The organism is Corallococcus sp. AB045, from assembly GCF_003668895.1.
Taxonomy (GTDB): Bacteria; Myxococcota; Myxococcia; order Myxococcales; family Myxococcaceae; genus Corallococcus; species Corallococcus coralloides.
In genome coordinates this window covers 14,006-35,882 of record NZ_RAWN01000089.1, presented here as the reverse complement: position 1 = coordinate 35,882, position 21,877 = coordinate 14,006, and the positions used below count along the sequence as shown (strand labels likewise).

Genomic DNA, 21,877 nt, shown 5'->3' with positions numbered 1-21,877 from the left:
GGCTGGAAGAGGGCATGGGGCATGGCCTCCGGGCTAGCACGCACCCAACGTCCCCTCAAGCAGCACCCCGTCCGCCCTGAAGCGGCCACTCTCCCTCATGCCTCGCATGCGGCCAGCCCCTACCCCGGCCGGCCCGGCGCTTGTGCGCCCCCCGCTGATGCCGTACGTGCCGACGCATGTCCGTCGAATCGCCCACCACTCCGTCCGCCCCCCGCTCCCGTCCCGTCCGCCGCTCGTGGCTCTGGGCGGGCATCGCCGTGGCGTCGCTCGGCTTCATGGGGGTGGCGGTCCACGACCTGGTGCAGGGCCGTTCCCAGCCGCCGCCCCGCCTGGGCGCGCTGCCGGACTTCACCTTCACGCGGCAGGACGGACAGCCCTTCGGGTCGAAGCAGCTCCGCGGCCACCCGTTCATCGCCAACTTCATCTTCACCCGCTGCCCCACCGTCTGCCCCGTCTTCACGCAGAAGATGGCGCGCGTGCAGGAGCACACCGCGAAGCTGGGGACGGATCTCCAGCTGGTGTCCTTCTCCGTGGATCCGGCCTACGACACCCCGGAGCGGCTGGCCGAGTACGGGCAGAAGTACAAAGCGGACTTCACCCGCTGGAACTTCCTCACCGGCGACTACGCCACCCTCAAGGACACCATCGTCCAGGGCTTCAAGATCAGCATGGGCCGCGAGGCCGGCGCCCCCGAGGACGACCTGCTCTCCATCTTCCACGGCACCCACTTCGTGCTGGTGGACGGCACCGGGGAGATCCGCGGCTATTACGACAGCGCGGACCCCGAGGCGACCCAGAAGCTGGAGACCGACGCCTTCCGCATCACCCGCGAAGAAGGCTGAGCCCCGCCTCTTCCTGATCGCGCCCACACTCCGGGTGCGGCACTCCGGGTCGCGTTCCACCCCGGCGCCGTGCCCGTAACGGAGCCGAAACCGGAGCCCGTAACGGAGCCGGCATCGAAGCCGGCACCGGAGCCTTCAACGCCGAAGGGCCGGCGCCCCGCCCATGACGGACGGGGACCGGCCCTGGTGCCTCGCGCGGCGTTGGCCCGCAAAGCCGAAGGGCCGGCTCCCACCTCGCGGTGAGTACCGGCCCTCGTGCCTGAGTCACGCCAGCTTCAGCGGGAAACTCAGTTGATGAGCGCCGCCTGGGCGTGGGCGAACAGGTTCTGCACGTTCTGCTGCGCGGGCTGGGAGGCCAGCGCGCCGACCTGGTCCGCGCCCTGCTTCACGGTGGTCGCGATGTCCGCGATGGACTTCACGGTGGGGGCGAACTTGGTCAGCTGGGACAGACCGGCCAGGGGGCCCTTGGCGAGCAGGGACGCGCCGGAGTCGATGAACTTGTCGACGAACGGCTTCGCCAGGTTGCCCAGGCCGAACGGGAGCTTGTCCAGGAGGCCGCCCGCGATGCCCTTCAGGCCGCCGGCGATGGCGCCCATGGGGTTCTGCACGAAGTTCAGCGCCTTGCCCGCGATGTTCGCGACGCCGCCCGCGATCTTGCCGACCGTCTTCGCGACGCTGCTGACAACCTTGCCGATGCCGCCCATGGTGATACCCCCTGCTTAAAGTGGTTTGGAGAGTGTGTGCCGGAGTGAAGCTTCAAAAGGATTCTCGGAGGGGGGAGGAAAATGTTTCCTCCTCATTTTCCGATCTATTTCACGGGGATTCCGGGCGAGCTTCAGCTGCGGGTTCCGCCGCCGCCCTTCTTCAGCTGGTCCATCAGCTCCTGGCGCTTCGCCTCGTCCTGGGGCGCCTTGGGGGCCTCGCCCGTGGGGTTCAGGCTGGGCTTGCCGGCGCCGGCGCCGGCGCCCTTGCCGGCCTCGAACTCGGACTTGGCGAAGGGGTTGCCCTGGCCGGGCAGCTCACCCTTGGCGCCCGCGACCAGGAACTCACCGACCTCATCCACCGTGTGCACGGGGAAGCCGTTCGCCTTCAGCTCCTCGTCGGACACGACGTTGAGCATGGGCTCCTTGTCCTTGTCCTGCGCGTACTCGAGCACCAGCTCGACGTAGTCCTCCAGCTTCATGCCCACGGCATCCGCGATGCGCTTCGTCTCGGGATCCTTGAGGAGCTCCGCACGAACGACTTCCACGGGACGGGACAGACCACGCTTCTTGCCAGGGGCTTGCTGGGACATTGCGGTTTCGCTCCGGAGAGGAGAGGAAAGACGGCTGGGAACAACTCTAGCCCATCTTTCCAGTAGTACCCATTCCCCGCCCCGGGCGGCCCCACGCCCTACCCTGGGAAGCCCCGGGGTTCAGCGGACCGCGTTGCGGGGCGCGCCCTTGCGAACGGGGGCCGCGGCCTTGCGCTTGGGCAGGATGCGGGTGACGGAGCCGGGGCGGCGGGCCGCGGCGGCGGCGCGCTCCTTCTCCTCGGCGGCCTTCAGTGCCGCGGCGCGCACGGCCAGCTGCTCCGCCTGCTGCGCCCAGCGGCGCTTGAGCGCGTCCCGCAGGCCGTCCGTCTGCAGGTCCACCTGCGCCTGGTTCAGCCGGTAGTGCAGGTCCTCGCGCAGCGTGCCCCGGGTGAGGGCGGCCATCGCCGTGCCGGACACGCCCACCACCACCTTGGGCCGCTCCTCCTGCATCTGCAGGCAGCGCAGGATGAGGCCCTGGGCGTCCAGCGGCAGCTTCCCCGCGTCCGCGATGAACACCACGCCGTTGGGCTGACGGAGCGCTCCGGCCAGCTCCGGGGCCTGGCGCACCTCCGTGAGCGGAACGCCGAAGTTGCGCGCGGCTTCCTCCGCCCAGGCCCTGCGCTCATCCTCGGTGCCTCCGTGGATGAGCAGCGATGCACGGTTGGAGACGAGGTCCTCTTCTCGATAACCGCGAAGAGCCACGGGATGCCCTACCCTTCTGGGAAAGCGGGTCCTCCCAAAGTCTAACGCCCTCCAGGGTCGCCTGTTCAATCCCTTACGCGTGGGAAAAAACCAGGGACCCGTTCCGCGAGGAGCCCCTCCACTGGACGCCCGTTCCCGGGTCAAACCGAAGGCACCACCATCACGGGCCGGCGGCAGCGCAGCACCAGCTCGCGCGCCACCGCCTCCTCGAGCACGTCCGGAACCACTTCGCGGTGGGCGGACGTGCCCACGCACACCAGGTCCACGCCCTCGCGCTCCGTGGCCTGGCAGATGGCGACGGCGACGTCGTCCCCGCTGACCCCCTCCACGCTCCAGTGCACCGCCTGCGCGACCGTGTCCCCGGGCACCTGCGCCCAGAGCCGCCGCAGCACCCGGTCCTGCTCGCCGTTGGGCTCCGGGAGCACGCCGTGGAAGTCCCGGGGGCCCCGCTCGCGGCCCCGGAGCCGGTGCACGTGCAAGAGGTGCACGCGGCCTCCCGGCCCCACCAGCGAGCACGCCTGCGCGATGGCCTGTCCGGAGGCGAGGGTGAAGTCCACCGGCACCAGCGCGCTCCGGGGCGGAGGAAACCGGCGCGGCTCGCGCGCCCCAGGAGGGATGCACGCGACGGAGCGCTCCGCGCGGCGCAGCACGCCTTCCGACACGGAGCCGTGCCACAGCCGCTGCACGCCGCCGCGCAGGTGCATGCCCACCACCGTCAGCTCCGCGCTGCGCGCGTGGGCCACGTGCAGCAGGTGGTCCGCCGGGCGGCCATAGCCGGGCTCCAGCACCACCTCCACGCTGCCCTCGCCCTCCAGGTCGCCCAGGCGCTCGCGCACCTCGCGATGGAGCACGCGCTCCACCAGCGGCTCCAGCCCCTCCATGGTGCGCTCGCGCGCGTCCAGCCGCTCCACGTGCACGGGGGTGTGGATGCCCAGCCGCTCGCGCTCCTCCAGCGGCGAGCACACGTAAGCGGCCAGCACGTCACACCCGCCCACGCGCCGCAGCTCCCGCAGGAAGGTGATGGCCGCGTCGGACGTGGCGGAGCGGGGGTCCACGCCCACCATCACCAGCAGCCGGCGCCGGCCGCGGGCCCAGTCCAGGAGCGCCGTGTCCCGGCGCACCGCCAGCACCGGGGCGCAGCCGTGGCGGGCCAGGCGCTCCGCCAGGGACGTCTTGCGCCAGGGGGACGTGCGCCAGCCCTCCGCGGCCACCACCACCAGCCGGGCGCTGCGGCACTCCTCGTCCCCCAGCAGCGTCTCCACGGAGGCGCCCCGCTGCATGCGCGGCTCCACCATGCGCGCGAGCGGCCTCAGGCGCGCGGCCTCCGCGGCCAGCCCCCCTTCCGCCGCGGACAGGGCGTCCGGGGACTCCGCGTCCGGCACTTCGTCATCCACCCCCAGGAGCAGCAGCGGCTCTCCCAGGCGGCCGGCGAGCGCCGCCGCGACGGTGGCCGCGTGCGCGGCGTCGGCGGACAGGTTGGTTGCGCAGATGATGGCCATGGCGGGGCCCCCCGAGGAGGCGATGCCCGCTGGAGCCTCCCCCGTCACCAAGGATGCGCACGCCGGACACCCGGTGACGCTCGGCCCGCGCATGCCGGCCTGCCTGCCTGGCGGGGCGGGGCGTCCCGGCGGCGGGGCCCTCCCTAGCGCAGGAGCTGCTGGTGCCCGTCGTGGTTGGTGTGGTCCTGGTTGTCGCCCGCGCCGCCGCGCTGGTTCTCGCGGCCGAAGGAGGACAGGAACACGCCCTGCGAGCTGCTCGCGTACTGGTAGGGCCGGCCCCAGGGGTCCCGCGGCACGGCGTTCAGGTAGCGGGGCACCAGCATCTCGTCCAGGCTCCCCTCCTCCGGCAGCTGCCCCCCGTGGTCGGCCTGGTAGCGCTCCAGCGCTCCCAGGATGAGGGTGAAGTCGGCGTGGATCTGCTGGGCCTGCTCGGGGTCGCGGCGGCGGAAGGCGGTGAGCACCAGGGCCACGACGAGCGCCAGCCCGAACACCACCGCCACCCAGGGCAGCGGGGAGCGGCGGGACTTCTCGGGGACAGCGGACGAGGAGGAGGTGGCGGCCATGGCCCGCCCACCCTACCGCGTCAGAGGGCGCGGTAAAGCGGCACCGGCTGCTGCTTGCCCTTCAAGCGCACCGGCGGCAGGTCCTCGAAGGCGGTCTCGTTCGCGTCCACCAGCTCGCGCGTGCGCTCGCCCACCAGGATTTCCCCCGGCCCGGCCAGCGCGCACAGCCGCGCGGCCACGTTCACCGCGTCGCCAATGCAGGTGTACTCGGCCCGCATCGCGCCGCCGATGTTGCCGGACACCACCACGCCCGAGTTCAACCCCACGCCCAGCTCCAGCACCAGGGGCCGGCCCTCGCGGCCGTGGGCCACCCATTCGGCCTCCGCCACGGCGCGCAGCTCCGCAACGGCCTCCATCATCATCTTCGCGCACTGCAGGCCCCGGAGCGCGTCGTCCGGGCGGCCCACCGGCGCGCCAAAGACGGCCATCAGCCCGTCCCCCAGGAACTTGTCCAGCGTGCCGCCGCAGGTGAGCACCGCGTCCGACAGCCGGCCCAGCACCTGGTTGAGCACCGCCACCACCTGTTCGGGAGGCAGGCTCTCCGCCAGGCCGGTGAAGTTGCGGATGTCCGCGAACAGCACCGTCACCTCGCGCTTCTCTCCGGCGAGCACCGCCGCGTCCGCGCTCTTGAGGATCTCCTCCACCACCGCGTCGGACGTGTAGCGCGCGAACAGCTTGCGCATGCGCTCCGTCTCGTCCGTGCGGCGCACCACGCTCTCGATGCGCGCCGCCAGCTCGTCCAGGGACGCGGACTTGTTCACGTAGTCGTCCGCGCCCGCGCGCAGGCCGCGCACGCGCTCCGCTTCCCGGTCGTTGGCGGTGAGCATGATGACGGGGATGGCGCTGCGCGGGCCCTCCTTCAGCCGCCGGCACAGCTCCACGCCGTCCAGCCCCGGCATCTCCAGGTCGCTCAGCACGATGGCGGGCTGCAGCCGCCCCATGCCCTCCAGCGCCTCGTACGGGTCCTGGAAGCAGAGGACCTCGTAGCCCAGGGCCACCAGCCCCTCCTGCACGAACGCGCACGCCAGGGGGCTGTCGTCCACCACCACCACGCGGCGGCGCCCCTCCGTCGCGGGACGTGGCAGGTCCTGCCGGCCGACGATGCGGTTCTGCACGCCCAGCGCTTCGTAGATCTGCTTGTACGTGCAGTGGCCCAGCTCGACGAGAATCTCTCCCAGCCGCCGCCCGTCGCGCCGCTGCCGCGCCAGCGCTTCGTCCAGCTGCGCGAGCGTCACGTACTTGAGCCCCACCAGCAGCTCGCCCAGGGGCGGCTGCGCGGGCCCCTTCTCGTGGTTCAAGCCCAGGGCCTCTCCCAATGCATCCTGAATCTGCTCGCGCGACACGTAGCCCAGGGAGATGAGCGCCTCTCCCACGCGCTGGCCGGTGAGGGCCTGCAGCGCGAGCGCCTCCTGAACCTGACCCGGCGTGACGACGCCCAGCTTGAGCAACAAATCACCGAAGAGGGGGTTTGATGCACTCACGCGGAAGCCTCCGTCACACACCCGTCCGCGGAGCGTAGCGCAACCCCGGCCGCCGCGAACCCCTCACCCCGTCTTCTCCCCTCCCCCACGTCCCCCATCCGACGGGACCGTCGTCCCTTCGGACGGTCCAAAGGGAGCACCGCGCGGCGTCCCGGGCCGGCTCGCCGTCAGTGCTGGAACACGCGGCCGAAGGCGAGGACGATCTCCAGGATGATCAACGCGACGATCATCACCTCCAGGACGTGCGAGCGGTCGATGTCCACCTCGCCCTTGAGCAGGCCATACGTCTGCGCGAGCAGCTGTTGCTTGCGCGTGACGGAGGCCTGCCACGCGGGGATGCGCAGGCGGCGCACGGCGCCCTCGTAGACCTTGGCCAGGTAGAAGTCGCCAATGATTTTCAGGCTGTTCTCCACCCGCTCCACGAACTCGTTGAGGTCCACGAGCGTGCCCAGCGTCTCGCGCGCCAGGTTGCGGTACGGGCTGCGGAACAGGGTGAGCCAGCCGGGCTTGCGCGCCTGCACCTCGTCGTGGATGCGCGCGATGTGCTTGTCCAACCGCTCGTCGTAGTAGCGGAACTCCAGGAGCTGCGCGTTGGCGATCTCCAACAGGTCCGGGATGTCGCGCGAGCCGGACGGCTCGTAGACGAAGGCGCTGTTCCAGTCCACGACGACCAGGTCATGGGCGGTGTAGCTGAAGCGCACCTGGGTGACGGCCTCGCGCTCGCGCGGCGCGAGCGGCGCGGCGGTGCTCTCTCCCAAGAGGAGCCGCGCGATGTCCGCGCTCTGGAACAGCTCCTCCGCGGAAGGATTGCCCTGGATGCGCTCGGCGAAGATGACGGTGTAGCTCTCGCTCTGGTCCCAGAGGTGCGGCCCCTGCACGGCGGAGGCGATGGTGCGGCGCACGCCCTCCACCAGCTCCCGCGCCAGGTCCTCCAGGGCCTGGCTGTCATAGAGCTCGTCCGCGACCTGGGTGAGCGTCTCCCAGGTGGTGCCGGACGCGACGGGGACGCGCAGGATGATGGACGCGGCGCCATGGTCGAACAGGCGCGCGGTGGCGTCCACGGTGACGGGACCGTCACGCAGCGCGAGCGGCCGGCGGCCCAGCTCATAGGCCACGGGCGGGTTGGGCAGCTGGATGTACTGGCTGTTCTCGCGCGACAGCTTCAAGCGGCGCGAGTCCTCCGTGAGCGCCTTGCGCGCGCGCTCCAGGTCTATCTCCTCCGCGATGTCGAACGTGCGGTAGCAGAGGATGTGGGCCTGTTCGAAGAGCAGCGTCATTCCGGCGGGCGCGGACATGGTGCGGAGGAGCCTACTCGACGTCCTCCCACAGGACCCTCAGTTCCAGGGGAAGCGCTTCGAATGGTTCCGCGTGGACGGTCTCCGCGTCCTGGTGGGTCCCCACGAGGAGGTAGTGCGAGCCCTCCAGCCGGAAGACCTCCAACGTCCGTTGCAACGGATCCACCAACCAGACGTGCTTCACACCCTCTCGGGCGTAAACAGGCAGCTTCCGGACCCGGTCCAGCCGGGACGTGGACGGGGACAGCACCTCGCACAGCCAATCCGGCGCCATCGTGAAGCCTACGACGTCGGGCACCCTGGGCATCCGCTCCCGGCGCCAACCCGCGAGGTCCGGCACCAGGACGTCCTTGCCCAGGTGCAGCTCCGGCTCGGTGAGGATGATCCACCCTCCGGGTCCTCCACGGCCCCGGTCGAAGGGACCGTGGAGCTCCCCCTGCAGATGCGACGCCGCGAGCACATGCCGCGACGCCGGCCGGGGGCTCGCGTACAGCTCCCCATTGACGATCTCCCCCACCTGATTCGAGGGGAGCGCTTCCAGGTCGGCGTAGGTGGCGGGCTTTCGGGTCATCTCTGGGACGAGCAACCTAGCAGGTAGGGACATGCCCGGACACTCTCATGCCCGTCTGACACGTGTACCCCGGCGGCCGGGAGCCCCGGAAGGGCCCCCGGGCCTGAAACATTTCCGAATGTTTCACTCAGTCGCCGCCGCCCTCGGGCAGCTTGATGCCAATGCCACCCGGGCCCTCGCCGTTGTCCGGCAGGTTGCCAATGTGGCCGGGCGTGGGGACAGGGCGGTCTCCCGCCTGACGCTTGTTCTTCTGTTCGTCTTCCGGAAGCTGCGGTTCCTTCCGGGGGCTTTCGTGCTCACCCATGGTGGCTCCTTCGCACGTTGAGAGGATTTGACCTCTCCCAAGCTAGGGAGCCCGCGCCCCGGCTGGCACCCCGCCCCTGCCGGTCCGCGGAGCATGCGGGGGCACGAGCGGGGCGGATGGAGCCTTCAGACGCCCCGGGGCTTCGCGGGCGGCGTCAGGGCCGTGCGCACATCCCACAGCTCCGGGAAGAAGCGCAGGTCCAGCGCCTTGCGCAGGAAGCCCACGCCCGACGAGCCGCCCGTGCCCTGCTTGAAGCCGATGATGCGCATCACCGTCATCATGTGCCGGTAGCGCCAGAGCTGGAACCGCTCCTCCGTGTCCACCAGCTTCTCGCACATCTCATACGCGTCCCAGTGCTTCTCGGTGTCCTCGTAGATGCGCCGGAACGCCTCCATCACCTGGGGGCTCTTCTCATACGGCTGACGCCAGTCGCGCTCCACGTGGCTTCTGGGAATGTCGTGGCCCATGCGCGCCAGGTGACGCAGGAACTCGTCGTAGATGCCTGGCGACTCCAGCAGGCGGTCCAGCTCCGCGTGCACGCCCTGCACGTGCTTGAAGGGCCCCAGCGCCGCGTCGTCCTTGTTGCCCAAAAGGAACTCCAGCGCCCGGTACTGGAAGCTCTGGAAGCCTGACGCGTGTCCCAGCGTGTCGCGGAACTCCAGGTACTCGTTGGGCGTGAGCGTCTCCAGCACGCTCCACTGCTCGAAGAGCATCCGCTGGATGTGCGCGACGCGCGCGAAGATCTTGAACGACGGCTCCAGCCGGTCCGCCTGGATGTAACGGATGCAGGCGGACAGCTCGTGGATGAGCAGCTTCATCCACAGCTCGCTCGTCTGGTGCTGGACGATGAACAACAACTCGTCGTGATGGGGAGGCTGGGAACGGGGCACCTGCGCGGACAAGAGGCGGTCCAACTGCAGGTAATCGCCATAGGTCGTCCGGCCCGCGAGGTCCGTGACGATTCCAGGCTCCAGGTCGCGTTTGTTCATGGCCCGGGCACTCATGCACACCAACCCCCTCGCGGCGCAAGCACATCCTCCGCGCGGTCAATCCAGCCACGTACTCCCAGACGGAAGGACGCGGTCCACCTGTATGCCCGGGCCGGGGCGACTGAAACTGCTTAAGCGTTCTTCTGAGCGGCTTCCGCGAGCGCCTTGGAGGCAGCGCGGCCACGGGGCAGCTTGATGTCCTCCACGCTGTTGGGGTTGGCGTAGTCCGACCACTCGGAAGGACGGCGGTTGGTCTTCTCCAGCATGCGCAGCTTCTGGTAGTGCGCCGCGCAGTAGCCCTTGGTGCGGCTGGGCTTGCCGCAGCCCTTGATGGCGCACTCACGGGCGCCGCCTTCCACCGCCGCCGGCTTGCGGCCCCGGCGCTTGCCACCCACCGCCGCCACCGGCGCGCTCACCGCCGCACGGCCCGCGGGACGACCCACGGGACGACGACCGGGCTTGCCGGCCGCGGGCGCGTTCGCGCCGAAGAGGGGGCCCACCACCTGAGCCAGGGGCGCCAGCCGCTCGGCCACGCTGCGCAGCGCATCCAGGTCCGCCGTGCCCGACTCCAGACGAGACACCACGTCGCGCAGGGGCTTGAGCTGGACTTCAATCTCGTTGCGAATCATCTCGCGGAACGCCTTGTCAACTGACATTTCGACCAATCCTCGGTTTAAGGGGGGAGCATTGCCTTGGCGTGAACCGGCACGCCGGACTACCAATACCTTCCAGAAAGGCAATTGTCGAAGGAAGCGATAAAAAGTTGTGACGCCACTGCGTATCAGCCGGCGAGAAAGGCCCGGGAAATGGGTCTCGGCGACGCTTTCAGGCGCTTCTCACGCATCCCAATGCAGGGGTTCCAACAACGCTCCCCGACCGGGGGCGGGGGGCTGCTGCGAGCGATCCAGCAGTTCCTCGTACGTCAGTGCGAGGTCGTGTCCCAGTTCGTCCAATTCCTCCGCGTCTAGAGACGCGGAGAGGCGGGGGAGCACCCCGTGTTCGGTGGCCTGCACATGCGCCACGACCTGATCCTCCAGCGTGAAAAGGCGCGCCTGCCACTCGACGCCGCGAGGCGTCAGTTCCTGCAATTCCTCCATCAGCTCACGCAGGGTGAGGTGGTCCTCGGCCTCCTCCCGGGCGCGGGTGCGGCCCTCCACGCGTGTCAGCAGCGGCTGGACGCAGCGCTCCTCCAGGCGGGAGTGCAGGCGAAGGAGGCGGGCCAGGGCCTCCTGACCGTGAGTCACCTCCTCTGTGTCCGCCTCCGAAGCCAGCCGCGCCAGCAGCTCCTCCAGTTCGCGGTGTTGATGAAGGAGGATGTCGAACGGGCCGGCCATGCCCCCAAGCATCAGCACGGCTCCGGGAGCAGACAACCGCACCCATCCCCCCGCCGCGAAAGGCAGCCTGCTGGCGTGCATGCCCTTTTCCGGTGATGGCGGCGGTGGAGCCCCTGCCCGGCCGCCTGGTGTCGGGGTGCCGGCATGCGAGGGCGGCTGCATCTTGGCTCCACCGTGGAAAACCCACTCACCCGCGTCCGGCAGGCCGTCTTCCGTTTCGCGGAGGGCGGCGCCGCCCTGTCCGCGCGCTATCACCGCGCCCGGCTGGTGGGAGCTGAACATTTGCCCAGACATGGGCCGCTGCTGCTCGTGGGCAATCACGGTGTCTGGGGATACGAGACCCCCGCCTTCTTCCACCTCTTGCACCGGGCCACGGGGCGCTATCCGCTGGGGCTCGCGGAGCGGGGATTCTTCAAGATTCCCCTCGTGCGCACGGTGTTGCCCTGGCTGGGCGGGGTGGAGGGGACGCGGGAGAACGCGCTCCGGTCGCTCCGGGAGGGGCAGCTGGTCGTCTGTTATCCGGGCGGCGCGCGGGAGACCTTCAAACGCAGTCAGGGCCGCTACCAGCTCCGGTGGGAGAGCGCGCTGGGCTTCGTCCGGCTGGCCATGCAGGCCGGGGTGCCGGTGGTGCCCTTCGCCGGCTTCGGGGTGGATGACACCTTCTTCTGGCCTCCGGACGAGGACCGGTGGTGTGTGCGCCTGGCCGCGGAGGACAAATACCGCATGCCGTTGGTGATGGGATTGGGCCCCCTGCCGCTGCCAGTTCAACTAACCTTCGCCGTGGGTGAACCCCATGAACCGCCGCCGTCGGGTGCGTCGGAGTCACGCGTGCGAGCCTTCCGGGACCGCGTGGCCGCCAGCGTCCGGCGCCTGCTGCTGAGAGCCTGTCATGCTTGATACCGCCGCCACTCCCGTCCCCTCCCCGCCCCGCACGCCGCCGCTGGTGCCGGACGTGGAAGACATCCAGCGCGGCTATGAGCGGCTGGACTGCGAGGAGCGCGCCGTCCGGGGCACGCCGGTACGCCTGTTCACCTTTCCCGGGGGCAACAGGGATGTATCACGCACGGTGGTCTGTCTTCCGGGGCTGGGCGCCAGTGGCCGGTCCTTCGCGCCCATGGAGCCGCTGGCCCAGGCGTGGAACCTGCTGTTGTGGACGCCGCCGCTGAAGACGCCCGCGACGCATACACCGCTGCAGTGGAACCTGTCGGTGCTCAACCACCCGGAGGCGGGGCTGCCGGAGCGCTTCGCGTTGATGGGGTCCTCCTACGGCAGCCTGCTGTCCATCGCGTATGCGTTGGAGCACCCCCAGCGGGTGAAGGCGCTGGTGCTGGTGTCGCCGGTGGCCAGCGTGCGCAAGGTGCGGCGGCTGGCGTTGTCGCTGTCCACGCTGGTGCGGGCGCCCCGGCCGCTGGCGTATGTGTTCGCGCCCACGGTGGCGCGGGTCATGGGAGGCCGGTGGCTGCCGGCGGAGGGGCGGGCGGAAATCGTGCGCGAGGCCCGGCGCATTTCGCCGCTGGAGCTGATGCGGCGGCTGCGCGACATCCTGGCCGCGGACTTCCTGCACCGGCTGCGGGAGCTGCGCGTGCCCACGCTCATCATCGAGGGCGGCCGGGACCTGCTGGTGCCGCCCGCGGCCGCGCGCGACGTGGCGGAGCACGTGCCAGGCGCCCGGCTGGAGTTCCTGGAGGCGGCCAGTCACCTGCCGTACATGAGCCACCCGGAAGCGTTCAATGAACGCGTGTCCGACTTCCTGTCGCGGCACCCTGACTGAGCAGGCGTTATTTCTAGTCGCGGGGGAACACATCCAGATGACCACCGCCGCAGACCAGCTGTCCCGCTCCGCGCTGCTGTTCCTGTCGCGTCAGTCCAACCTGAAGGACGTGGCCACGCGGCTCAAACCCTTTCGACAGCTGGCGTCCCGCTTCATCGCGGGAGAGACGCTGGAGGAAGCCGTGGACGCGGTGAAGGCCCTCACGGCGAAGGGGCTGATGGCCAGCTTCGACCACCTCAACGAAGCGGTGCGCTCACCTCCGGAGACTCGCGACGAGGTGAAGCAGTACCTGCGGCTGCTGGCGCGCATCGACCAGGTGGGCGTGCGGGCCAACGTGTCGCTGAAGCTCACGCAGTGCGGTCTGTTGTTCGACCGGAACCTGGCGCTGCAGAACGCGCGGGCGGTGGTGGCGGACGCGACGGCGCGGGACTCGTTCGTGCGCGTGGACATGGAGGAGAGCGCCGTCACCCAGACGACCCTGGACATCGTGCGGGATCTGCACGCGGAGTTCGGCGAGCGGCACGTGGGCGCGGTGCTCCAGAGCTACCTCAAGCGCACGGAGGAGGACACGAAGGCCCTGTGCGCCGAGCGCGTCCGCATCCGGCTGTGCAAGGGGGCCTACCTGGAGGGTCCCGACGTGGCCTTCCCGGACAAGAAGGACGTGGACGCGAACTTCGTGCGCTGCATGCGCATCCTCCTGGACAGCGGCGTGTATCACGGCATCGCCACGCATGATGAGCGGATGATTGACGCCACGCTGGAGTACGCCGCGCGTCAGCATCTGCCCAAGGGCGCCTTCGAATTCCAGATGCTGTATGGCATCCGGCGCGACCTCCAGGAGCAGCTGGCGAGGGACGGCCATCCGGTGCGTGTCTACGTCCCGTATGGGAAGCACTGGTATCCCTATTTCATGCGCCGGCTGGCGGAGCGTCCGGCCAACCTGTGGTTCGTGATGCGCAACCTGATGAAGGGGTAGGCCATGAGGAATCCATACGCCGCGGCCTATGTCGCCGGGGCCGTGGGCACCGGTGCCCTGGGCATGCTGGTCGCCGTGCGCAATGCCTCGCTGGGCCATCCGCCGCCCTACTCCGCGCGCAACATCGCGCGGCACGTGCTGAGCCGGCTGTTCGGCCGGAAGCTGTCCCGGCGGGAGGCCGCGAACTGGGCGTTCGCGCTGCGCGCGGGCTATGGCCCGCTGCTGGGGATGGGCTGGGGCCTGGTGCGGATGCGCACGTCGAAGTGGGCCCTGCCGCACAGCGGTGTGCTGCTGGGCCTGGGGGTGCTCGCGTTCGAGCGCATGGCCTTTCCCCTCTTCAAGGCGACGGCCGCGGAGAGCACCTGGACGCGCGAGGAGCACGCCTGGCTGTTCGCGCAGACGGCCCTGTTCGGCGTGGTCACCGAGGCGACGATGCGCTGGCTCACGAAGTAGGCCGTTTCGCGGAAGTGGGACGGCCGTTCCCAATTCCGGTCGGCATCCGGGGCCGGGTGAGCCGCCCGGCAGGGGAAGGCCGTGCGTGGCATCCTCGTTGCTACACGCGCGTCCTCGTCCCCCACCCCTGACACAGGTCCATGCTCTTGCTCGAAGTCCGGCGCACGTTGCGCTCGATGGCCCGGGAGAAGCTCTTCACCGCGGTCGTCGTGTTGACGCTGGCGCTCACCATCGGTGCGACCACCGCGGTCTTCAGTGTCGTGTACCCGGTGCTCTGGCAACCCCTGCCGTATCCGGAGGCAGCGCAGCTGGTCCGCCTCTTCCAGGCGACGACGCCGGGCGCGGGGGCCGGGCCGCACAAGGACCGCACCCGCGTGAGCCTGCCCGTGTGGAACACGTGGCGCGAGGGGGCCCGGAGCTTCTCCGGCATCGAGGGCGTGCGGGTGGCGAAGCAGCTCCTGGGCGGAGCGGGGCTGGAGGCGCGGCTGACCGTGGGACGCGCCTCCGCGGGGCTGATGCCCCTGCTGGGCGTCCGGCCCGCCCTGGGGCGGCTCTGGGGGGCGGAAGGAGAGGTTCCCGGCCGCGACCGCGAGCTGGTGCTGACCCATGCGCTGTGGCAGCGGCTGTATGGGGCGGACCCCGCCGTCCTGGGCCGGAGCGTCCTGCTGGACGGCCTGTCTCACGTCATCGTGGGCGTGCTGCCGGAGGACTTCCGCTTCGAGCCGGAGGTGGAGGCGTGGAAGCCCCTGGCGCTGGATGCGCTCCACGACGGAGGCAATGCGCTGCGCGTCGTGGGCCGGATGCGTCCGGGCGTCTCCCTGGAGCAGGCCCGGGGGGAATTGCTTCCGCTCACGCTCGCCGCGGAGGCCGTCCCGGGCGAGCCTCGGGTGGGGGTGCACGTGGAGCCCCTCCACGCGTACTTCGTCGAGCAATCCCTGTCCCAGCTGCGGATCGCGGCCGGGGCGGCGGTGCTGCTGTTGCTGTTGGGGTGCTCGAACCTCGCGAACCTGCTGCTCGCGCGGGGCAGCGCGCGGATGCACGAGCTGTCGGTGCGCCTGGCGCTGGGAGCGACCCGGTGGCAGCTGGTCCGGCAGGTGTTCGTGGAGAGCGCGGTCCGGGCCGCGTTCGGGGGCGTGGGCGGGTTGCTGCTCGCGCTCTGGGGGAGGGGACTGCTCACCCTCTTCATTCCAGGCTGGTTCGTGTCCGGCGGCCCGGGGCTGGAGCCCTCCTTGCTCGGCATCGCGGCGGCCGTGTCGCTGGCGACAGCGGTGCTGGTGGGGGTGCTGCCCGCGCTCCACGCCTCGCGCGGAGAGGCCCGGGCCGTGCTCGCGCCGATGATGCGCGGTGGGCGCGGCGCGACGTCCCTGGGCTGGGCGCGCTCGGCGCTGGTCGTCGCGCAGCTGTCCCTGGCGCTGGTGCCGCTGGTGGGCGCGGGGCTCATGCTGCGCACGCTGTGGAAGCTCCAGGCCGTGCCGCTGGGCTTCGAGCCCGAGCGCGTCACGGTCGCGGAGGTGTTCTTCCCGCTGGAGCAGTTCCCCGACGAGGCCCGGGCCTCGGCCCTGGCCCAGGCGCTCACCGCGCGGCTGGAGACGCTCCCCGGCGTGGACGCGGCCGGGCTCACCGCGGCGCTCCCCTTCTCCGGTGAAGTCTGGCGCGAGACGGCGGGCTTCCACGTCGCGGGGGCGCCCCCACCATCCGGGATGCCGCCCCGGGCCGGCTACGTGCCGGCCAGCGCGGGCGCGTTCCAGGCCATGGGCATCGCGTTGAAGCAGGGCCGCCTCATGGACGCGGGCGACACAGCGGACCATCCCCCCGTGGTGGTCGTCAGCGAGGCCTTCGCGCGCCGGTACCTCCCGGGCCGGAACCCGGTGGGTGTCCGGCTCCAGCTGGACAGGGACGCGGCGCCCCGGGAAGTCATTGGCGTCGTTGGGGACGTGCCCATGGAGCGCGTCTCGGTGGCGCCGGCCGGGGACCTCTACGTCCCGCTGGGCCAGGACATGCGCAAGAGCCTGAACCTGGCGGTGAAGTCCTCGCTGCCGGCGCCCCGGTTGCTGGCGCTGCTACAGGAGGAGGTCCGCGCGGCGGAGCCGAACCTGCGGCTGCTCAACGTCCGCCCGTTGGAGCGCGTGGTGGAGGCCGGCTCCGCCCGGGTGCGTGTGCTGGGCGGGCTGCTGGCGGCGTTCGCGCTGCTGGGCGCGGTCCTGGCCTCGGTGGGGCTGTATGGATTGCTGGCCTTCTGGGTGACGCAGCGGACCCGGGAGCTGGGCATCCGGAGCGCTCTGGGTGCGGCGCCTCGGGGACTGCTCCGGCTGGTCGTGACCCAGGGACTGCGGCTCACAAGCCTGGGCCTCGCCGTGGGGCTGCTGGGCGCGGGGCTGCTGGCCCGCGCGCTCTCCGCGATGCTGTATGGCATCACGCCCCACGACCCGCTCATCTTCGTGGGAGCGCCCACGCTGCTCTTCCTCACCGCGCTGGCGGCCAGCTGGATTCCCGCGCTCTCCGCCACCCGCATCTCTCCGGCCGAGGCCCTCAAGCAGGACGCCTGAGGGCCCCTGCCCCACCTCAGGACTTGTTGCCCTTGTGGGGGAGGAGGGTCTCCGCCACCTCCTTCATGGACTGCTTGAGGAAGCCGCCCGCGTCCGCGTCGCCCTTCACGACGGCGGAGGCGAACATCTTCGCCTGCTCCACGGTGATGTGCGGCGGCAGGGGCGGCACGTCCGGGTCCGTATAGGCCTCGAAGACGACGGGCCGGTCCGCGGCCAGCGCCTCATCCCACGCGGCGGCGAGCCGGTCCGGCCGGTCCACGCGGAGGCCCTTGAGGCCCAGGGACTCGGCGTACTTCGCGTAGGGGAAGTCCGGCAGGTCCTGGGACGCGGCGTACTTCGGGTCGCCCGCCATCACCCGCTGCTCCCACGTCACCTGGTTCAGGTCGCGGTTGTTGAGCACCAGGACGATGAGTCGCGGGTCCTTCCACTCCTTCCAGTACTTCGCCACGGTGATGAGCTCCGCGTTGCCATTCATCTGCATGGCGCCGTCGCCCACCACCGCGAGCACCGGGCGGTGCGGGAAGGCGAACTTCGCCCCCAGCGCGTACGGCATGCCGCAGCCCATGGTGGCCAGGTTGCCGGACAGGGACGCCATCATCCCCTGGCGCACCTTCAGGTCGCGCGCGAACCAGTTGGTGGAGCTGCCCGAGTCCGCCGCGAGGATGACGTCCGCGGGCAGCTTCGGGGACAGATCCCAGAACACGCGCTGCGGGTTGAGGGGGTTCGCGTCGGTCATGGCGCGCGCCTCCAGCACCTTCCACCAGCGCGCCACGCCCTTCTCCACGCCCTCGCGCCAGCTCCGGTCCTCCTTGCGCTTCAGCTGGGGGATGAGCGCGCGCAGCGTCTCCTTCGCGTCGCCCACCAGCCCCACCTCCATGGGGTAGCGGATGGAGAGCATCCGGCCGTCCAGGTCGATTTGAACGCCGCGCGCCTGGCCCTCCGGTGGCAGGAACTCCGAGTAGGGGAAGCTGGTGCCCACCATCAGCAACGTGTCGCAGTCCTGCATCAGGTCCCAGCTGGGCTTCGTGCCCAACAGGCCGATGGGGCCCGTCACGAAGGGCAGCGCGTCCGGCAGCACCGCCTTGCCCAGCAGCGCCTTGGACACGCCCGCGCCCAGCCGGTCCGCGACCTCCATCACCTCGTCCGCCGCGCCCAGGGCGCCCGCGCCCACCAGCATCGCCACCTTCTTGCCGGCGTTGAGGACGTCCGCGGCGCGGCGCAGGTCCGCGTCCTGGGGAATCACTCGCGGGGACGCGTAGCCCACGCTGGAGTGCACGGTGCCGTGCTTGCGCGGGGGCGGCGCGTAGGGCTGCTCCTGCAAGTCGTTGGGCAACACCAGACACGTCACGGTGCGCTCGCACCGGGCGATTCTCACGGCCCGGTCCAGCGCGTGGCGGACGGCGGAGGGCACGGTCACCATGGTGATGTACTCGCTGGCCACGTCCTTGAAGAGCGTGGTGAGGTCCACCTCCTGCTGGTAGTGGCCACCCAGGGCCGTGCGGGCCTGCTGGCCGACGATGGCCACCACGGGCTGGTGGTCCAGCTTCGCGTCGTAGAGGCCGTTGAGCAGGTGGACGGCGCCCGGGCCGGAGGTGGCCATGCACACGCCCACCTCGCCGGTGAACTTCGCGTGCGCGCAGGCGGCGAAGGCGGCCATCTCCTCGTGGCGGACCTGCACGAACTTCATCTCGGAGTTGCGTCCCAGCGCGCCCATCACCCCGTTGATGCCGTCGCCCGGGTATCCGTAGATGCGGCGCACACCCCACTGGATGAGGCGGTAGACGAGGTAGTCGCTGACGGTGGCGCTCATGCGCGAGGCTCCTGGACAGGGGTGGGTGGAGGTCCCTCGCGCATCAAGCTAGTGACCGCGATGCCCCCTGGAGTCCGGGGGCATCCGGGTGCCCGTTCCACCCGCCCGTGAGCGGGCCTGCGTGCGGGCGGCTACCGCCGCTCGTGGCCTTCCGGCTCGTGCCGGTGCCGCCGGCCCTTGTCGTGGGCGAGCTCCGGGCGCTTCTCCGCCAGCCAGGCGATGGCGTGGGCGGAGCTGGGGATGGTGAGCATCAGGAACGCGGCGACGAGCAGCCCTCGCAGGATGAGCCAGCCGTCCGCCGTCGCCAGCGTGGCGCCGATGATGACCAGCGCCCCACCAAAGGGCACCGCGCCCGCCGCGTGCACACGCGTGAGCACCGACGGCAGCCGGTACATGCCGATGATGGCGGCGGTGATGAAGCACAGGCCCAGCGCCACCAGGCCGTCGGCCACCCACTGCACCCCGGCGGACATCATCGGCTGTCCTCCTCGTCGTGGAAGGTGCGGCCGTGGTGCAGGAAGCGGGCGCCGGCCACGGTCTGCACGTAGGAGAGCAGGGCCAGCACCAGGGCCGCGTCCAGGTAGCCGGCCTCGCCGCGTGTCGCGCCGTACAGCGCCAGCACCGCGCAGATGGCCAGTCCCAGGGTGTCCACGGACATGAGCATGTCCGCCGAGGAGCGCTGGCGCGAGGCCAGCAGCACCAGGGCGCCCAGGAGGCCCACCATCCACACGATGGCCAGGGTGAAGAAGGTCTCGTGCATCGCTGGCCGCCTCCCTACGGAAACACCGCGCGCTGGTAGCGCTGGTAGAAGTTGTCCTGCTGCCGGATCAACCTGTCTGGATCCGACGCGTCCAGCGCGTGCATGCGCATCACGCGCTTCTTCCAGTCCAGCTCCAGCAGCACCGTGCCCGGGGCCAGGGACATGGCCCACGAGGACACCTGCACGCCGCGCGCGGTGCGCTCGCCCATGGGGACCTCCACGACGCCCGCGTGATTCGCACGGTCGGCGGGGCCGAAGATGACCGTGAGCACATGCAAACAACTCCGCGTCACCAGCACGACCAGGGCCCAGCCGAAGCGGGGCAGGTGCAGCGTGCGGCGCCAGTGCTCGCGAGCACTCAGGACCGGCGGCAGGGCGGCCAGGGGGAACAGGCGCATCACCCCCAGGGACAGCACCGCGCCCAGCGCGAGGTCCACCGGATGGAAGCTGCCCACCATCAGCGCGTACAGCAGCGTCAGGGACAGCATGTGCACCAGGGTGAGCGGGCTCATGGCAGCGTCCCCAGGCCCTGGATGGCGTCGCGTCCGGCGCGCAGGAGCGGCTCCGGCCAGAGGCCCGCGGCGATGAGCGCGAGGGACAGCGCGTACACCACGGCTCCCGTGCCCCGGTGCAGGGCCGCGCCCTCCCTCAACCACCGCTCGCGCTGGTAGGCGCGGAAGAGGGCCAGGAGCGACAGGGCGCTCGCCAGCACCACCAGCCCCGCGAGCCAGGCATGCCCCTGCTCCAGCGCCGCTCGCAGCAGCCAGGCCTTGGACCAGAAGCCCGCGGTGGGCGGCACTCCCGCCGTGCTGAAGGCCGCCACCGAGTAGGCCCTGCGCGCCCGCTCGCCGCCCCGGTCCTGCGCCAGGAACAGCGCCGTCTTGTCCACGGAGCCCGCCAGCGCCAGCGCCACCGCCGCGCACAGGCCTTCCCGGCCCGCCAGGCTCAGCGCGGCGATGATGAGCCCCGCCTGCGAGATGGACGCGTACGCGAGCACCTCGCGCGTGTCCCGCCGGGAGAGCGCCAGCACGGAGCCGTAGAGGATGCTCGCCGCGCCCAATATCTCCAGCAGCGGCCGGGCCTGCGCCAGCACCTGCGGCATCACGTCCACGCCGAAGCGCAAGAGCCCATAGCTGCCGATGTTCGCCAGCGCTCCCGCGAGCAGCGCCGCCACCGTGGGGCCCGCGTCCCGGTACACCGCGGGCGCCCAGAAGTGGAACGGGAAGAAGCCCAGCTTCACGCCGAACGCGCACAGCAGCAGCGTGCCCGGCACCAGCAACGCGAACGGTTCCCGCGCCTGTCCCCACGCGATGATGGACAGCATGTCCAGCGTGCCGGTGGTCAGGTACAGCATCACCACCGCCGTGAGGAACAGCGTGGACCCCATCAGGTTCACCACCACGAAGGTGAACGCCGCGTGCAGGTTCCGGGGCCTCTCTCCATACGACGCCAGCCCGAACGCGGCCGTCATCGCCAGCTCGAAGAAGACGTAGAAGTTGAACGCGTCCGACGTGAAGAACACCCCCGTGAGCCCCGCGCCCATGAAGACCACCAGGGCGGGGAAGCTGCGCGACGTGATGCCTCCGGCCACGTGCTCGTACACGAGCGTGCCCAGCAGCACCGACGTGGACACCAGCGCGAACACGATGGACAGCTGATCCGCTCGCAGGCGGATGCCCACGCCCACCGGCCAGTCCCCCGTGACGAACTGGGGCGCCTGCGCGCTCCAGGCCTGGGGCAACAGCCACACCGTGCACACGAGCGTGCCCGCGAGCCCCGCGATGGCCAGCCACGCCACCCACGCGCGGCGTCCATCCAGGAACGCCAGCACCGTGCCCAGCACCCACGGCAGGAGCAGAGGACCCCAGAGCGGCATCAGGAGTCCTCCTCCTTCTCCACTGCGTGCACGCGCCGGAGCTCCGCTTCCACCAACCGGTCCGTGCGCAACGAGCCGTGCGCCCGCTGCGTGCGGTGCACCAGCGTGAGCAGCAGCGCGGACACCGCGAAGCCGATGACGATGGCCGTGAGCGCCAGCGACTGGAGCACCGGGTCCGTCACCGGCCAGCCAGCCTGCACGCTCAGCGCCTCGCCCCGCTCCGGGAAGGAGCCCGCGAGGATGAGCAGGACACTGGAGTTGGTGATGAGCACCGTGCCGCACGCCACGCGCACCAGCTCGCGCTCCAGCACCATGCGCACGCCGCACGCGAACAGCAGGCCCACCACCAGGGACGCGATGAGGATCATGGTCCGGACTCCTCCTCCGCTCCGGTGCGCAGGGCGAAGCGGTCGATGACGGTGACCACCAGCCCGAAGACGATGAGCATCAGTCCTCCCTCGAAGATGAGCGCGGTGTGCAGGTGGAGCGCTCCCATGCCCAGCTCCGGCTGGTCCGGGCGGGGGAAGAGGCTCATGGGGGTGTAGCCCGCGAGCACGGGCAGGAACGCGGTGCCCACCACGAGCAAGAGCCCCACGCCCGCCAGCGGGGCCGCGTACCGCACCGCCACGTAGCGCCGGGCCTGGTCGCGGCCCACCACCACGTACTGGAGCAGCACCGCGAGGCCGGCGAGCGCCCCGGCCGGGAAGCCGCCGCCCACCGACGCGCCGCCCTTCAGCCAGAACGAGAGCGCGATGATCAACGACGGCCACAGCAGGAGGCGCGACAGGGGCGGGACGAAGGAGATCATGGC

Annotated in this window: 25 protein-coding genes; 6 read left to right on the top strand and 19 right to left on the bottom strand. The window is 70.8% G+C overall.

Features of this window, described 5'->3' with window-relative positions; genetic code table 11:
* Positions 1-176: 176 nt before the first annotated feature.
* A complete protein-coding gene (locus D7Y21_RS21555) occupies positions 177-842 on the top strand; it encodes an SCO family protein (protein ID WP_120564561.1) in 666 nt (221 codons plus the stop codon).
* A gap of 287 nt (positions 843-1,129) precedes the next feature.
* Here D7Y21_RS21555 and D7Y21_RS21550 read toward each other — a convergent pair whose 3' ends face one another.
* The 12 genes from D7Y21_RS21550 to D7Y21_RS21500 all read right to left on the bottom strand — a co-directional run bounded on the left by D7Y21_RS21550 (position 1,130) and on the right by D7Y21_RS21500 (position 10,886).
* Positions 1,130-1,546, bottom strand: a complete 417-nt coding sequence (locus D7Y21_RS21550) for a hypothetical protein (protein ID WP_120564562.1) — start codon at positions 1,544-1,546, stop codon at positions 1,130-1,132.
* A 131-nt stretch (positions 1,547-1,677) separates the two neighbouring features.
* Positions 1,678-2,136, bottom strand: a complete 459-nt coding sequence (locus tag D7Y21_RS21545) for a hypothetical protein (protein ID WP_120564563.1) — start codon at positions 2,134-2,136, stop codon at positions 1,678-1,680.
* A 120-nt stretch (positions 2,137-2,256) separates the two neighbouring features.
* The gene (locus D7Y21_RS21540; RefSeq protein WP_120564564.1) at positions 2,257-2,838 is read right to left on the bottom strand and encodes a Fis family transcriptional regulator; all 582 of its coding nucleotides are present in this window, start codon (positions 2,836-2,838) and stop codon (positions 2,257-2,259) included.
* A gap of 140 nt (positions 2,839-2,978) precedes the next feature.
* Positions 2,979-4,337, bottom strand: coding sequence for a universal stress protein (locus D7Y21_RS21535; protein WP_120564565.1), 1,359 nt, complete (start codon positions 4,335-4,337; stop codon positions 2,979-2,981).
* 143 nt (positions 4,338-4,480) lie between these two features.
* On the bottom strand, positions 4,481-4,900 hold the full coding sequence (locus D7Y21_RS21530; RefSeq protein ID WP_120564566.1) for a type II secretion system protein GspG: 420 nt from the start codon (positions 4,898-4,900) through the stop codon (positions 4,481-4,483).
* Positions 4,901-4,920: 20 nt separating this feature from the next.
* The gene (locus D7Y21_RS21525; RefSeq protein WP_120564567.1) at positions 4,921-6,381 is read right to left on the bottom strand and encodes an adenylate/guanylate cyclase domain-containing protein; all 1,461 of its coding nucleotides are present in this window, start codon (positions 6,379-6,381) and stop codon (positions 4,921-4,923) included.
* 167 nt (positions 6,382-6,548) lie between these two features.
* Positions 6,549-7,676, bottom strand: a complete 1,128-nt coding sequence (locus tag D7Y21_RS21520) for a hypothetical protein (RefSeq protein ID WP_120564568.1) — start codon at positions 7,674-7,676, stop codon at positions 6,549-6,551.
* A gap of 13 nt (positions 7,677-7,689) precedes the next feature.
* Positions 7,690-8,247, bottom strand: coding sequence for a Uma2 family endonuclease (locus D7Y21_RS21515; protein ID WP_121715401.1), 558 nt, complete (start codon positions 8,245-8,247; stop codon positions 7,690-7,692).
* A 127-nt stretch (positions 8,248-8,374) separates the two neighbouring features.
* Positions 8,375-8,551 carry a hypothetical protein gene (locus D7Y21_RS41855; protein WP_014400762.1) on the bottom strand — a complete coding sequence of 59 codons (177 nt, stop codon included), beginning with the start codon at positions 8,549-8,551 and terminating at the stop codon, positions 8,375-8,377.
* Between the two features lie 125 nt (positions 8,552-8,676).
* Positions 8,677-9,540, bottom strand: a complete 864-nt coding sequence (locus D7Y21_RS21510) for a tryptophan 2,3-dioxygenase (protein WP_120564569.1) — start codon at positions 9,538-9,540, stop codon at positions 8,677-8,679.
* Between the two features lie 131 nt (positions 9,541-9,671).
* A complete protein-coding gene (locus D7Y21_RS21505; protein ID WP_120564570.1) occupies positions 9,672-10,196 on the bottom strand; it encodes a cell wall protein in 525 nt (174 codons plus the stop codon).
* Between the two features lie 180 nt (positions 10,197-10,376).
* Positions 10,377-10,886: a hemerythrin domain-containing protein gene (locus tag D7Y21_RS21500; RefSeq protein WP_120564771.1), complete on the bottom strand. Its 510-nt coding sequence runs from the start codon at positions 10,884-10,886 to the stop codon at positions 10,377-10,379.
* 162 nt (positions 10,887-11,048) lie between these two features.
* Here D7Y21_RS21500 and D7Y21_RS21495 point away from each other — a divergent pair, with 162 nt between their 5' ends.
* From D7Y21_RS21495 to D7Y21_RS21475, 5 genes are all read left to right on the top strand, one after another.
* Positions 11,049-11,771, top strand: coding sequence for a lysophospholipid acyltransferase family protein (locus D7Y21_RS21495; protein WP_120564772.1), 723 nt, complete (start codon positions 11,049-11,051; stop codon positions 11,769-11,771).
* Positions 11,764-12,645: an alpha/beta fold hydrolase gene (locus D7Y21_RS21490; RefSeq protein ID WP_120564571.1), complete on the top strand. Its 882-nt coding sequence runs from the start codon at positions 11,764-11,766 to the stop codon at positions 12,643-12,645. Before D7Y21_RS21495 ends, D7Y21_RS21490 begins: the two co-directional genes overlap by 8 nt.
* A 37-nt stretch (positions 12,646-12,682) precedes the next feature.
* On the top strand, positions 12,683-13,621 hold the full coding sequence (locus D7Y21_RS21485) for a proline dehydrogenase family protein (RefSeq protein WP_120564572.1): 939 nt from the start codon (positions 12,683-12,685) through the stop codon (positions 13,619-13,621).
* 3 nt (positions 13,622-13,624) lie between these two features.
* Complete coding sequence (locus D7Y21_RS21480; protein ID WP_120564573.1) at positions 13,625-14,074, top strand: hypothetical protein; 450 nt, start codon at positions 13,625-13,627, stop codon at positions 14,072-14,074.
* Positions 14,075-14,214: 140 nt separating this feature from the next.
* Positions 14,215-16,620 carry an ABC transporter permease gene (locus D7Y21_RS21475; RefSeq protein ID WP_121715399.1) on the top strand — a complete coding sequence of 802 codons (2,406 nt, stop codon included), beginning with the start codon at positions 14,215-14,217 and terminating at the stop codon, positions 16,618-16,620.
* Positions 16,621-16,636: 16 nt separating this feature from the next.
* Here D7Y21_RS21475 and D7Y21_RS21470 read toward each other — a convergent pair whose 3' ends face one another.
* The 7 genes from D7Y21_RS21470 to D7Y21_RS21440 form a co-directional block, all read right to left on the bottom strand.
* Positions 16,637-18,430: a thiamine pyrophosphate-requiring protein gene (locus D7Y21_RS21470; protein ID WP_121715397.1), complete on the bottom strand. Its 1,794-nt coding sequence runs from the start codon at positions 18,428-18,430 to the stop codon at positions 16,637-16,639.
* A gap of 131 nt (positions 18,431-18,561) precedes the next feature.
* Positions 18,562-18,906, bottom strand: a complete 345-nt coding sequence (locus D7Y21_RS21465; protein WP_120564576.1) for a monovalent cation/H(+) antiporter subunit G — start codon at positions 18,904-18,906, stop codon at positions 18,562-18,564.
* Positions 18,903-19,190, bottom strand: a complete 288-nt coding sequence (locus D7Y21_RS21460; protein ID WP_120564577.1) for a monovalent cation/H+ antiporter complex subunit F — start codon at positions 19,188-19,190, stop codon at positions 18,903-18,905. The genes D7Y21_RS21465 and D7Y21_RS21460 overlap by 4 nt, the downstream gene beginning before the upstream one ends.
* A 14-nt stretch (positions 19,191-19,204) precedes the next feature.
* Positions 19,205-19,702 carry a Na+/H+ antiporter subunit E gene (locus D7Y21_RS21455; protein WP_120564578.1) on the bottom strand — a complete coding sequence of 166 codons (498 nt, stop codon included), beginning with the start codon at positions 19,700-19,702 and terminating at the stop codon, positions 19,205-19,207.
* A complete protein-coding gene (locus tag D7Y21_RS21450) occupies positions 19,699-21,066 on the bottom strand; it encodes a complex I subunit 5 family protein (protein WP_121715395.1) in 1,368 nt (455 codons plus the stop codon). The genes D7Y21_RS21455 and D7Y21_RS21450 overlap by 4 nt, the downstream gene beginning before the upstream one ends.
* Positions 21,066-21,434: a sodium:proton antiporter gene (locus D7Y21_RS21445; protein ID WP_120564580.1), complete on the bottom strand. Its 369-nt coding sequence runs from the start codon at positions 21,432-21,434 to the stop codon at positions 21,066-21,068. The genes D7Y21_RS21450 and D7Y21_RS21445 overlap by 1 nt, the downstream gene beginning before the upstream one ends.
* The gene (locus D7Y21_RS21440; RefSeq protein ID WP_120564581.1) at positions 21,431-21,874 is read right to left on the bottom strand and encodes an MnhB domain-containing protein; all 444 of its coding nucleotides are present in this window, start codon (positions 21,872-21,874) and stop codon (positions 21,431-21,433) included. Before D7Y21_RS21440 ends, D7Y21_RS21445 begins: the two co-directional genes overlap by 4 nt.
* Positions 21,875-21,877 lie beyond the last annotated feature (3 nt).